The sequence below is a fragment of the Palleronia abyssalis genome (genome assembly GCF_900302445.1).
GTDB lineage: Bacteria > Pseudomonadota > Alphaproteobacteria > Rhodobacterales > Rhodobacteraceae > Palleronia > Palleronia abyssalis.
In genome coordinates, this window is the sequence record NZ_ONZF01000002.1 from 568,455 (window position 1) to 581,100 (window position 12,646).

A 12,646-nucleotide genomic window follows, 5' to 3' on the forward strand; every position below is an offset into this window, starting at 1 on the left:
TCTGTCATGCCCTATCGCGCCCCGCTCAAGGACTTTCGGTTCCTGTTCGACAAGATCGTGGGCCTCGACAAGGTGGCCGCGACGGACCGCTATGCCGAAGCCACGCCCGACGTGGTGGACCAGATCCTGACCGAGGCCGGCCGCATGTGCGAGGAAGTGCTCGCACCGCTGAACTGGCCCGGCGACCGCAATCCCGCGCGGCTGGAAAACGGCGTCGTGCGCACCTCTCCGGGGTTTGACGAAGGCTACAAGGCGATTTCCGAAGGCGGCTGGGTCGGTATGGCCTCGGACCCCGAATACGGCGGCATGGGCCTGCCGATGACAGTGGCTACGGCCGTGAACGAGATGATGTCGGCGGCTTGCCTGTCGCTGCAACTGTGCCCGATGCTGAGCCAAGGCCAGATCGAGGCGCTGGAACATCACGCCAGCGACGAGCTGAAGGCGCTGTATCTGCCCAAGCTGACCAGCGGCGAATGGTCGGGAACCATGAACCTGACCGAGCCGCAGGCCGGATCTGACGTTGGCGCGCTGCGCACCAAGGCCGAACCAAACGGCGACGGCACCTACAAGATCAGCGGCCAGAAGATTTACATCACGTGGGGCGACGCGGATTTCCTGCCGAACGTCGTGCACCTCGTCTTGGCGCGCCTGCCAGATGCCGCGCCGGGCACCAAGGGGATCAGCCTGTTCCTCGTCCCGAAATTCCTGCCGACCGAAGACGGCCAACCGGGTGAGCGCAACGGCCTCCGCGTCGTCAGCCTTGAGGAAAAGATGGGCATCCACGGCTCGCCCACCGCGGTGATGGAATACGACAACGCCAAGGGCTGGCTGGTCGGGACCGAGCACAAGGGCATGGCCGCGATGTTCACCATGATGAACAACGCGCGTCTGGGCGTCGGCGTGCAGGGGATTGGCGTGGGCGAACGCGCTTACCAGCACGCGCTGGCCTATGCGTTGGACCGCACGCAGGGCAAGGCCGGCGGGTCGGGCACCATCGTCGAACATGCCGATGTGCGCCGGATGCTGACCCACATGAAAGCCGACCTGTTCGCCGCGCGGTCGATCTCTCTGATGAACGCGGTCGCCATCGACATGGCCACCGCCACGGGTGAGGCCTCGTGGAAGGCCCGCGCCGCACTTCTGACGCCGATCACCAAAGCCTTCGGCACCGATGTGGGCAACGCCGTTGCGCATGAAGGCGTACAGGTCCATGGCGGCATGGGCTTCGTCGAGGAAACCGGTGCCGCCCAGTTCAGCCGCGATGCGCGGATCACCCCGATCTACGAGGGGACGAACGGCATTCAGGCGATGGACCTGGTCGCGCGCAAGATGATGGATGGGGGCGAGGCCGCCTTTGCCCTGATCGACGAGCTGGAGAAGACCGCGGAAGCCGCGCGCAGCACGCACGAGGATCTGGCCCAGAAGGTCTGGGACGCGATCCAGGCGCTGCGCGAGACGACCGAATGGCTGGTCGATCAGGACATGCAGAGCCGGTTTGCCGGTGCGGTGCCGTACCTGCGCGGGTTCGCCCGGGTGCTGGGCGGCGTGACGCATCTGAAGGCGGCCGTCGAAGGCGAAAGTGGCCGGAAGGCCTTGGCCACGTTCTATATCGACCGGTTGCTGCCCGAGCACGAGGCGCATTTCGCCCATGCCCGCGGCGGGGACGAGGGGCTGTATCTTCTGACGCTGGACGACTTGGCCGCCGCGTGACGGTCTTGCGGGTTGGTGGACCCCGGGATAGGTCCGCCCCCATGAGAGCACGGTCTTCGGCATGACGAAAGAGCAAGGCGCCTTGCGCTATCCGTGGGCAGAGCCTCCCGCGTTCGGGGTGCCGCAGACCGTCGCCGACGGCATTGAATGGCTGCGCATTCCGCTGCCGATGGCCTTGGACCACGTGAATTGCTGGATCCTGTCCGAGGATGACGGCGTCACTATCGTCGATACGGGGCTCAACACCTCGAAAACGCGGGACATGTGGCGGGCCGCGCTGGGGGCGCGCCGGGTGAAGCGGGTGCTGGTGACCCATCACCATCCCGATCACGTCGGCCTCGCGGGCTGGTTCCAGGCCGAGTTCGGGGCCGAGCTTCTGATGCCCCGAACGGGCTGGCTGATGGCGCGGATGCTGACGCTGGACGTGCAGGAACGCCCCGTTCCGGAAACGGTCGCCTACTGGAAGGCCGCGGGCATGGCCGAGGATATCCTGGCCCAACGCATGTCCGAACGCCCCTTCAACTTCGCCGACGGCGTGGCACCGATGCCCCTTGGGTATACTCGTCTGGCGGATCAGGACATGATTCAGCTTGCCGGGCGGTGGTGGCATATCCACATGGGCGACGGCCACGCCCCCGAACATGCTACCCTGTGGGAAGAGGGCGGCCCCCTCGTCCTGGGGGGCGATCAGCTTCTGCCGTCGATCTCCCCCAACCTCGGAATCTACGCGACCGAGCCCGAGGCCGACCCAGTGGGCGATTGGCTGGCCTCGTGCGAGCGGTTCCAGGGATTCGCAACCGAAGACAAGCTTGTCCTGCCCGGCCACAAGCTGCCCTTTACTGGCCTGCCTGTGCGCATGCGGCAGATGATGGACAACCACCGCCATGCCTTGGATCGGCTGGTTGTGCATCTCGACCGACCGCGCACGGCGGTCGAATGTTATATCCCCGTCTTCGGACGCGAGATCGGCGGCAGCCAGTACGGCTTTGCGCTGGTCGAGGCGATGGCCCACTGCATGCACTTGGTCCATACTGGCCGCGCCGAGCGACGGATCAGCGAGGACGGCGCCTGGCGCTTCGTCGCGGCTTAATGGGCGATAGCCGCGCCGAAAGGGCGGTGACAGGGATATCCGAATGGTCTATCAGACCGGCGCAGCAAATCTCGCGGAGCGGAACATGGCCAAGCATTCCCACGGGTCGATGAATATCGAGACTCAGGAGAAGACGTTCGATGCGTTCATCAAATGGGTCACGCGCACGACGATCGTCATCATCGTCGCCCTGATCCTCCTCGGCCTTGTGAACGGCTGACCCACGCGTGATCCGTCTTTATCTGGTTTTCGCCGCGTGTCTGGCGCTTCTGGGGTGTGCCGCGGGCAACCCGCCCCCCGCCACATCCGCCGAAGTCGCCCGCGCGGCCTGGACCGACGGCAGCCCGCCCGAGATCACCCTGATCACCGTCCTGAAGGCCGAGAATGACGGCGGCGCCCACACCGCCCTTCTGGTCAACGGGTCGCAAAGGGTTTTGTGGGATCCCGCAGGCTCGTTCCGTCACCCCAACGTGCCCGAGGTCGGCGACGTCCTCTACGGCATCACGCCCCTGATCGACCGGGTCTATACCGATTATCACGTTCGGCCCGACTTTTACATCGTCCGCCAGAGCTTGCCGGTCAGCGCCGAGACGGCCGAACGCCTGATCACGGCGATGAAGGGGCAGGGGAATGCCGGGCAGGCGACCTGCGCCCTGACGACCAGCGGCATAATGCGCGCAGCCGGGATCGAAGTCGGCCGCACATGGTTTCCGAACGCTCTGATGGACGATTTCGGGCAGCTGCCCGGGGTGACGACGCAACGGATCGACACCAGCAACGTGAACACCAATCACAACGTCATCTTCGGCAAGGGCGGCGTGCCCCTGCCGCGCGGGGCCTAGGCGTCAGTCGACGCCCAGGGTCTTGCGACCGATCCCGACATAGGCGGTGAATCCCGCTTTCTCGACATCCTCCAACGCGTAGACGTTGCGCAGGTCGGCCATGCGGGGGCTGCGCATACCTTCGGCGATCTGCGAAAGATCCAGCGCCCGGAACTCGTTCCACTCGGTCAGAAGGACCAGCAGATCGGCCTCCTTCGCGGCCTCGTAGGGGTCGTCGTGCCAGCTGACGCCGGGCAGCAGCCGCTCGCCCTCTCGCTTGCCCTGGGGATCGCAGACGCGCACCTCGGCGCCGCCGCCCACCAATGCGGGCACGATGGTCAGCGCTGGCGCGTCGCGCATGTCGTCTGTGTTGGGCTTGAACGTCACACCCAGCACGGCCACGCGCTTGCCGTTGAAATCGTCACCGCACAGTTCGTGCAGCTTGCCGATCATGCGCCGCTTGGTGGCTTCGTTCACCTCGATCACCGCTTCGGTGATCCGCATGGGGGCTGCGTATTCCTGGCCGATCCGGGCCAGTGCCTTGGTGTCCTTGGGAAAGCACGACCCGCCATAGCCCGGGCCGGCATGCAGGAACTTGTTGCCGATCCGCCCGTCCAGACCCATGCCCCGGCTGACCTGCTTCACATCCGCGCCGACCTTTTCGCATAGGGCCGCGATCTCGTTGATGAAGGTGATCTTCGTGGCGAGGAAGGCGTTGGCGGCGTACTTGATCATCTCGGCCGATTCGAGGTCGGTGGTGATGATCGGGAACTCGCGCAGGAACAGCGGGCGATAGATCTCGGACATGACCGAGGTCGCGCGCTCGCTTTCGACGCCCACGACGACCCGGTCGGGGCGCATGAAATCGTCGATCGCCGCGCCCTCGCGCAGGAATTCGGGGTTCGAGGCGACGTCGAAATCCAAGGAAGGATTCGCGGCGGCCACCGTCTCGGCCACTTTGCGGTTCGTGCCGACTGGCACCGTGGATTTCGTCACGATCACCACGCCGTCATCGGCCGCCTTCGCCACGTCCTCGGCGGCGGCCATCACGTAGCTGAGGTCAGCGTGGCCGTCGCCGCGCCGCGTCGGCGTACCCACGGCGATGAACACGGCCTGCGCGCCCTTCAGTCCGGCCTTGAGGTCGGTGGTGAAGTTCAGTCGTCCGGCCTTCACGTTCTTTTCCATCAGCACGTCAAGGCCGGGTTCGAAGATCGGAACCTCGCCTTTCTCCAGCCGGGCGATCTTGTCGGCGTCGCGATCGACGCAAACGACGTCGTGCCCGAAATCCGAAAAGCAAACGCCCGAGACGAGGCCGACATAGCCGGTGCCGATCATGGCGATCTTCATTCGTGGAGCTCCCCTAGTGCCCGAGTTGCGACCCGTAAATCCCGCGGGTCCGCTCAGGTCAATCTCAAGCGCGGCGGTGGGGGCCGATATAAGCCAAATGCCCCGTCATTCCGCCCATTCGTTGCGCGAAACCCGCGCGATGCGCGCGCACCGTTGGGAAACGGGAAAGGACGGGCACGGAATGTCGCGCGCACCGTCTTTCCCGCCAAAGGTGCCCCATGTCCCAGAACTCCGCCGCCCTGTCCCTTCCGTTTATCATGCCGTCGCAGGCCCAGAAGCACGTCACCCATAACGAGGCGCTGGCCCGCCTCGACGTGCTCGTCCAGCTTACGGTGCGCTCCTTCGCAACCGTCACCCCGCCCCAGACCCCATCCGAGAGCGAAGCCCATGTCGTGGCAGGCGGTGCGACCGGCGCCTTCGCCGGCCACGAGGGCGAGATCGCCGCCTGCATCGGCGGGGGCTGGGTGTTCCTGGCCCCGCGCCCCGGATGGATCGCGGTCAGCACGACCGGCGAGCTGCGCGTCTTCACCGATGCGGGCTGGACCGGCCCGGCAACCCCCACGTTGAGTGTCGGCGCCGGGGCGGATTCGCAGAACCGGCTTGTGGTCTCGGGCGAAAGCACGCTGTTCACGCATGAGGGGGGCGACCATCGCCTGACCATCAACAAGGCGGCCACTGCAGCCACCGGGTCGCTGGTGTTCCAATCCGACTGGTCCGGGCGTGCCGAGATGGGGTTGGCGGGCGAGGATGCGTGGTCGATCAAGGTCTCGGCCGACGGATCGACCTGGATCACCGCCCTGCGCGTCGATCCCGCGACCGGCACACTTTCCGGCGCGGCCATCCAGTCGGCGCCCGACGACACCACCGAAGGCCGCCTGATGCGTGCCGATTACGGCTATGGCCCCGGCAACCTTCTGGGCGACGTGTCACTGTCTGGCGGCACCCCCACCGGTGCGGTGATCCAGACCGGGGCCAATGCCGACGGCCGATTCACCCGCTTTGCCGACGGCACGCAAATCTGCACCGGCAGCTTTTCCGTCGCGGGGGTGTCGTTGACGACCGCGCTGGCGGGCGGGTTCGCGGGCACGGTGCCCGCCATCGCTTTTCCGGCCCCCTTCGTCGGGGCGCCGTCGGTTTCGGCCACTTTGTCGGCGGGCACGCAGGCGCTCGTTCAGGGCGTCGATGCTACGTCCACTCAGGCCGATCTGCGCCTCTGGTCCGGGGTCAGCGGGGGGGTGACGGTGAACGGGCGCCTTCTGGCCATCGGACGCTGGGCCTGACGCTTCCCATTCCGCGCCCGCTGCGCTAACCCCGGCGCGGCACAGGAAAAGAAGGCGCGGACCCATGAAATTCACGTTGTCCTGGTTGAAGGATCACCTCGACACGACGGCCTCGGCGGCAGAGATCGCCGAGGCGCTGACCGACCTGGGCCTCGAGGTCGAGGAGGTCGTCGATCCCACCGAGAAGCTGCGCCCGTTCCTGATCGGCAAGGTCCGCGAGGCCGACCAGCACCCCGACGCCGACCGTCTGCGCGTGTGCAAGGTCGAAACCGCCGCAGGCCTTCAGCAGATCATCTGCGGTGCCCCCAACGCGCGCGCCGGGATCACCGTCGTCATCGCCAGCCCCGGCACCTATGTCCCCGGCCTCGACACCACGATTCAGGTCGGCAAGATCCGCGGCGTCGAAAGCCACGGCATGATGGCCTCGGAACGCGAGCTGGAACTCTCGGACGAACACGACGGCATCATCGAACTGCCCTCGGGCGAGGTCGGTGAAAGCTTCGCCGACTGGCTGGCGGCGAACCGCCCCGATGCCGTCGATCCGATGATCGAGATCGCGATCACCCCCAACCGCCCCGACGCGCTGGCCGTGCGCGGCATCGCCCGCGACCTGGCCGCCCGCGGTCTTGGCACGCTGAAGCCGCAGGACCCGGTGACGGTCCCCGGCACCTTCCCGTGCCCCATCGGCGTGACCATCGCCGAGGATGGACTGCCGCACGCCCCCCATTTCACCGGCCGCCTGATCCGCGGCGTGAAGAACGGCCCCAGCCCGGCCTGGCTTCAGGCCCGCCTGACCGCCATCGGGTTGCGCCCGATCTCGGCCCTGGTGGACATCACCAACTTCTTCACCTTCGACATGAACCGCCCGCTGCACGTCTTCGACGCCGCGCGGGTGAAAGGCGACCTGCGCGTTCATCTGGCGACGGGTGGCGAGACGCTGGAGGCGCTGGACGAGCGTAGCTACACGTTCCAGCTCGGCATGGTCGTCATCAGCGACGACCAAGGGCCCGAAAGCATCGCGGGCATCATGGGCGGCGCCCCCACGGGGGTCGAGGACGACACGGTGGACGTGTTCCTCGAATCCGCCTTCTGGAACCCGGTGACCATCGCCCGCACGGGCCGTGCGCTGAAGATCAATTCCGACGCCCGCTACCGGTTCGAACGCGGCGTGGATCCCGCCTGGACTCGCCCGGGGCTCGAGGCGGCGACGCAGATGATCCTCGACCTCTGCGGTGGCGAGCCGTCCGAGGTGGTCGAGGCCGGCGCCGCCCCCGACCACGCCCGCAGCTACACGCTGGACACCGCGCGGTGTTCGTCGTTGGTGGGTATGGATATCCCCGCCACCCAGCAGCGCGAGACGCTGGAATCGCTGGGCTTCAGGCTGGAGGGCGATCTGGCCCACGTGCCAAGCTGGCGGCCCGACGTTCTGGGGCAGGCCGACCTGGTCGAGGAAGTCGCCCGCGTCGCCTCGCTGACGAAGCTGGCCCCGCAGCCCATGGCCCGCCCCCAGCCCGGCGTCCCGAAGCCCATCCTGACCGAGGGCCAGCGCCGCGAGCAGATCGCGCGGCGCACCTGCGCAGCGTTGGGGTATAACGAGGCCGTCACCTATTCCTTCATCGACAGCACCTCCGCCGCGCTGTTCGAGGGTGGATCGGACGCGACGATGCTGGAAAACCCCATCTCGACCGAGCTCAGCCAACTGCGCCCCGACCTTCTGCCGGGGCTTCTGCAAGCCGCGGGCCGCAACCAGAAGCGCGGGCAGGGCGACCTGGCCCTGTTCGAGGTCGGCACCGTCTTCTCGGGCGGCGAGCCGGAGGAGTCGCAGGTCCAGGTCGCGGGCCTTCTGACGGGACGCACCGGCCCGAAGGACGTGCATGGCAGCACCCGCGCCGTCGACGTGTTCGACGTCAAGGCCGATGCCGAGGCCGTGCTGGCCGCCCTTGGTGCCCCCGCCAAGGTCCAGATCTTCCGCGAAGGGGCCAGCTGGTGGCACCCCGGCCGGCACGGGCGCATCTGCCTTGGCCCGAAGAAGACGCTGGGTGTCTTCGGCGAAATCCATCCCAAAATACTGCGCCTGATGGGCGTGAAGGGCCCCGCGATGGCCTTCACCCTGTGGCCCGATCAGGTGCCCGCGCCGCGCAACACCGACGCCGCGCGCCCCGCGCTTGAGATCAGCGACCTTCAGGCGGTCGAGCGGGACTTCGCCTTCGTCCTCGACGCCCGGATCGAGGCACAGCAGGTCGTCGCCGCGGCGCAGGGTGCCGACAAGGCGCTGGTGCAAGAGGTCCGCGTCTTCGACCAGTTCGAGGGCGGCAGCCTGGGCGAGGGGAAGAAGTCGCTGGCGATCACCGTGCGCATTCAGCCCAAGGGCGAGACGCTGACCGACAAGCAGATCGAGGATATCGCGCAGAAGGTCGTCCAGAAGGTGCAAAGCGCCACTGGCGGCGCCCTGCGCGGCTGACCTTTTACCACATGGTCGTGCGGGCGCGGGCAGTCCATTCGGCGTCGTAGGTCTCGGCGTCGAACTCCGCGTCCGCGGCGGAGCGGGCCATCTGCCCCACGCTCGGCAATCCGTCCGCATCGTCGCGCGACCACAGCCCCGCGCGCATCAACGCGCGGGCGCACTGGACATAGACCTCGGCAATCTCGACCACGACGACGCTGCGCGGCGCCTTGCCATCCCGCGCGAAGCTGTCCCGCGCGTCGTCGTCCACGGTCACGAAGGCCCGCCCGTTCACCCGCACGACGTTGTCCGATCCCGGAACCATGAACAGAAGCGACACCCGCCCGTCGGCCACGATGTTCTCCAGCGAGTCGATGCGATTGTTGCCGTGCCAATCGGGCATCTCCAAACGGTCGGGCGCGGCGATCCGTACCACCGGGCCATCGTCGCCGCGGGGGCTGACATCGGTCCCGCCCGGCCCCACCGTCGCGACCAGGCAAAAGCGCGACCGCGCGATCCAGTTCGAATAGGCGAGCGTCAGTTTCGGCGCGACCTTGGTCAAGGCCGCCCCCACGGGCGTGCCGTAATGGGCGCGCAGCGCCTCGATACTGTCGACAGGCCTCATACCTCGATCCTCGTCCATCCCGCCTCTGTCATCAGCTCGTTGGACCGCCCCTCGACGGCGGTCGAAAGCTGCTCGACAAACTCATGTTTCGTCAGCCCCGGCGGAATCGGTTTCAGGAATTCAATCACCGCCAGGCCGGGCTTTTTCGCGATCCCCATCCTGGGCCAGAACACGCCGACATTCACGGCAACGGGCACGCAGGTCTGGTCCAGCTGGCCATACAAAACCGCCGTTCCCGTCTTGTAGGGCAGCTTCACCCCCGGCGCCACGCGCGTACCCTGGGGATAGATGATCAGCTGCCCCGCCCGGGTGCGTCCCTTCTGCACATCGGCCATCATCTTGGCGATCGCCTGCCCCTTCTTGCCGCGATCCACGGGCACGCAGCCCATCTTCAGCGCGAACCACCCGAGAACCGGGGCGCGCGTCAGCTCCTTCTTCATGATGAATTTCGGCGCCGGCAGGACCGAGCACAGCATGATGATGTCGAAGAAGGACTGGTGCTTGGCGGCGATCATCACTTCGCCTTCGGCCACGGTGCCGCGCACTTCGGACTTCAGGCCGATCATCCACGCGGCCGACCAGCGCACGTACCGGCAATAGCTGCGGACCGCCCGATGCGCCCCGTCGTCCTGGCGCATCGCGATGGGCAGCCACCAAAGACCCATCAGCGCCATGGCGGCATACATCTGGACGGTGAAGATCAGGGAACGCAGATACTGGATCACGGGATGTCCTTCAGGGCTCGGAGGGCGGCAAAGCGGGTGGCCCAGAATGCGACGAAGGCGGCCACCGGGGGCACCAGAAGCGGGGCCAGCCATCCCGCGCCCGCAAAGCCCAGCCCGGTCAGGAATCCACCCGCCTGTTCGACCGAGGGCAGCGCCCAGATGCAGGCCATGGCGATGACGGTCCCGGCGGCCGACCCGGCCAGCGCGCGCAGGGTGAACCGCCGAACGAAGGCGCGGGCGATGAAGGTGTCACGGGCCCCGATCAGGCGCAGCACGCGCATGACCTCGCGATTGGCGGCCAGCGCCGAGCCTGCGGCCAGCGTGATCATCGCCGCCATGGTCAGCGTGATCAGCCCCAGCGCGCCCAGCCCCAGCAGGTTCAGCCGCTCGGCCGCGCGCACCAGCGGACGGCGCCAACGGGTGTGATCGTCCAGCACCGCGCCCGGCGCCTCGGCCGACAGGCGCAGGCGCAGGCCTTCGGAATCCAGCCCCTGCGCCGTCTCGACCACCTCGACCAGTTGCGGGATCGGCAACGTCTCGACCGGCAGGTCCGCCCCGAACCACGGCGCCAGCAGTGCGCGCTGCTCGTCGGGGGGCAGCGCGCGCGCCGTGGCGACGCCGGGCGTGGTTTCCAGGATGCGCAGCACCGCGCGGGTCTGCGCCTCGCGCTGCTCCAGCGGGGCCGAGATGCGGATGGTCGAGCTTTGCGCAAGCTCGCCCGACCAGCGCTCGGCCAAACGGTGCGTCGCCAGCGACAGGGCCAGCGCGAAGACGGCCAGGAACGCCATTGCGGCCGCAGTGAAGGCCGTCAGCCGCGCCGTGAACCCCGAGGGCGGAACGATCCGCTTGGCATTCACGTCGCCCGACAGAAATTCCAGGACCGACTGCGACAGGTTCACAGGTCGACCCCCGCCACGTCCAGCTGCCCGCGCCGCAGCCGCAAAACCCGCGCGGTGACCTGCGCCTTGGCCGCCCGGATCAGGTTCAGGTCATGCGTCGCGATCAGGATCGCCTTGCCCATGCGGTTCAGCTCGACCAACAGGGTCAGAAGCCGCAGCGACATCTCCCAATCGACGTTGCCCGTGGGCTCGTCCGCCAACACGACGTCCGGCGACAGGATCAGGGCGCGGGCCAATGCGGCGCGCTGCTTCTCTCCGCCCGAAAGCTCGGCCGGCAGCGCATCGGCGCGGCGCGCCAGCCCGACCCAGGCCAGAAGCTCGTCGATCTCGGCATCGTGCTGCGTGGGGTCCTGGCCAGCGGCGGCCAGCGGCATGGCCACGTTCTCGCGCAAGCTCAAATGTTCCAGGAAGCCGCAATCCTGGTGCACCACGCCGACCCGACGGCGCAGCTTGGCGATTGCGTCCCGGCCCAGCTTCTCGGACGGGGCGCCGAAGACCGTGATCGTGCCCTTCGCGGGCTTCAGATCAAGATAGCACAACTTCAGAAGCGTGGTTTTCCCGGCTCCCGACGGTCCGGTCAGGAAGTGGAAGCTGCCGGGCGACAGGTCCAGCGAGATCCCGTTCAGCAAGGGGCTTCCGTCGTATCCGTAGGTGATATCGCTCAGTTCGATCACGCGATGCCTCGTCCCTCGCGGCCGTTTTGCCGCACAAGATCGGGCGATTCAATCGCCGCCGACCGCAAATGGTTTGCTTAACTCCTCGGGATTGCTACCAAAGAGCAAAGCGATAGAACACAGGTTTTCGGTCAGACGTTCATGCGGATCACTTGCCCCAACTGCGCGGCCGAATACGAGGTCGATGCCACGCTTGTCCCCGAGGACGGGCGCGATGTGCAATGCTCGGCCTGCGGACATACCTGGATGCAGTTCCGCGACGGCCGGACTCAGGAGGTCGGAGCGGCCCACAGCGACCCAAGCCCCGAGCCCGCATCGCCCCCCGAGCCCGCATCGACCCCCGCCCCTGTTTCGACCCCCGCCCCCGCGAAGGAGCCTGAGCAGGACCCGGAGGTCGACCCGGCCCCGGCAGCCGATACCAGCGGGTTCGACTATGCCGATCGCCCGCGCCGCCGCGAGCTGGACGAGGAGACGCGCCGTATCCTGCGCGAGGAGGCCGCGCGCGAGGCTGCCCGGCGCCGCGAACGTCGCGAAGCCAAGATCGAGACTCAGACCGAAATGGGCCTGGACAGCACCCACGCCCAGACCCCCGACCGGACCTCGGCGTCGACGCCGCAGAGCGCAGTGCCCGACGGAGAGGACGCGGCCGCGGCCCTTGGGTCCGTGCCGTCGCAAGAGGCGCGCAAGCCAGCCGACCATGCTGCCGCGTCGCGCGGGGACAGCTTTCCCGACATCGAAGAGATCAATTCGACCCTGGGCCCGGGGCAAACGCCTGCAAACGCGGCCCCCAAGGACACCACAGCGGGGCAGGGCGGTGCGAGCTCTTTCCGGCGGGGGTTCCTGTCAATGCTGCTGGTCGGGGCGGTGCTGATTCTGCTCTACGTCCTGGCCCCGAACCTGTCGCAGGCCCTTCCCGCGATCGAGCCGGAGCTGGCCAGCTACGTGGGCGCCGTGAACGCCTTCCGTGCGGGCGTCGAGGAAACGCTGCAATCGGCGGCCCTTTGGGTGCAGGGGCTTACCGGCGCGTAGGGG

At 67.5% G+C, this 12,646-nt stretch carries 12 protein-coding genes; 7 read left to right on the forward strand and 5 right to left on the reverse strand.

The window, feature by feature from the left end; genetic code table 11:
• The first annotated feature begins 6 nt into the window (after positions 1 to 6).
• From PAA8504_RS06530 to PAA8504_RS06545, 4 genes are all read left to right on the forward strand, one after another.
• On the forward strand, positions 7 to 1,710 hold the full coding sequence (locus PAA8504_RS06530) for an acyl-CoA dehydrogenase (protein ID WP_108893340.1): 1,704 nt from the start codon (positions 7 to 9) through the stop codon (positions 1,708 to 1,710).
• A gap of 61 nt (positions 1,711 to 1,771) precedes the next feature.
• Positions 1,772 to 2,800, forward strand: a complete 1,029-nt coding sequence (locus tag PAA8504_RS06535) for an MBL fold metallo-hydrolase (RefSeq protein ID WP_108893341.1) — start codon at positions 1,772 to 1,774, stop codon at positions 2,798 to 2,800.
• 43 nt (positions 2,801 to 2,843) lie between these two features.
• On the forward strand, positions 2,844 to 3,020 hold the full coding sequence (locus tag PAA8504_RS06540) for an aa3-type cytochrome c oxidase subunit IV (protein ID WP_306419524.1): 177 nt from the start codon (positions 2,844 to 2,846) through the stop codon (positions 3,018 to 3,020).
• 7 nt (positions 3,021 to 3,027) lie between these two features.
• Entirely contained in the window at positions 3,028 to 3,642 is a 615-nt protein-coding gene (locus tag PAA8504_RS06545; protein ID WP_108893342.1) for a hypothetical protein, read from the forward strand.
• A 3-nt stretch (positions 3,643 to 3,645) separates the two neighbouring features.
• On the opposite strand, the gene PAA8504_RS06550 is transcribed toward PAA8504_RS06545, so the two are convergent.
• A complete protein-coding gene (locus PAA8504_RS06550; RefSeq protein WP_108893343.1) occupies positions 3,646 to 4,968 on the reverse strand; it encodes a UDP-glucose dehydrogenase family protein in 1,323 nt (440 codons plus the stop codon).
• 218 nt (positions 4,969 to 5,186) lie between these two features.
• Here PAA8504_RS06550 and PAA8504_RS06555 point away from each other — a divergent pair, with 218 nt between their 5' ends.
• Together PAA8504_RS06555 and pheT are read left to right on the forward strand one after the other, a co-directional pair.
• Positions 5,187 to 6,248: a DUF2793 domain-containing protein gene (locus PAA8504_RS06555; protein WP_108893344.1), complete on the forward strand. Its 1,062-nt coding sequence runs from the start codon at positions 5,187 to 5,189 to the stop codon at positions 6,246 to 6,248.
• Positions 6,249 to 6,312: 64 nt separating this feature from the next.
• Positions 6,313 to 8,709, forward strand: a complete 2,397-nt coding sequence (gene pheT, locus PAA8504_RS06560) for a phenylalanine--tRNA ligase subunit beta (RefSeq protein ID WP_108893345.1) — start codon at positions 6,313 to 6,315, stop codon at positions 8,707 to 8,709.
• 4 nt (positions 8,710 to 8,713) lie between these two features.
• On the opposite strand, the gene PAA8504_RS06565 is transcribed toward pheT, so the two are convergent.
• The 4 genes from PAA8504_RS06565 to PAA8504_RS06580 are packed head-to-tail and all read right to left on the reverse strand — an operon-like array spanning position 8,714 to position 11,614.
• Positions 8,714 to 9,316, reverse strand: a complete 603-nt coding sequence (locus PAA8504_RS06565; RefSeq protein ID WP_108893346.1) for a pyridoxamine 5'-phosphate oxidase family protein — start codon at positions 9,314 to 9,316, stop codon at positions 8,714 to 8,716.
• Positions 9,313 to 10,002, reverse strand: a complete 690-nt coding sequence (locus PAA8504_RS06570) for a lysophospholipid acyltransferase family protein (RefSeq protein WP_245897556.1) — start codon at positions 10,000 to 10,002, stop codon at positions 9,313 to 9,315. The genes PAA8504_RS06565 and PAA8504_RS06570 overlap by 4 nt, the downstream gene beginning before the upstream one ends.
• A gap of 35 nt (positions 10,003 to 10,037) precedes the next feature.
• Entirely contained in the window at positions 10,038 to 10,940 is a 903-nt protein-coding gene (locus tag PAA8504_RS06575) for a cell division protein FtsX (RefSeq protein WP_108893348.1), read from the reverse strand.
• Positions 10,937 to 11,614, reverse strand: a complete 678-nt coding sequence (locus PAA8504_RS06580; RefSeq protein WP_108893349.1) for a cell division ATP-binding protein FtsE — start codon at positions 11,612 to 11,614, stop codon at positions 10,937 to 10,939. The genes PAA8504_RS06575 and PAA8504_RS06580 overlap by 4 nt, the downstream gene beginning before the upstream one ends.
• 141 nt (positions 11,615 to 11,755) lie before the next feature.
• Here PAA8504_RS06580 and PAA8504_RS06585 point away from each other — a divergent pair, with 141 nt between their 5' ends.
• A complete protein-coding gene (locus PAA8504_RS06585; RefSeq protein WP_108893350.1) occupies positions 11,756 to 12,643 on the forward strand; it encodes a zinc-ribbon domain-containing protein in 888 nt (295 codons plus the stop codon).
• Positions 12,644 to 12,646 lie beyond the last annotated feature (3 nt).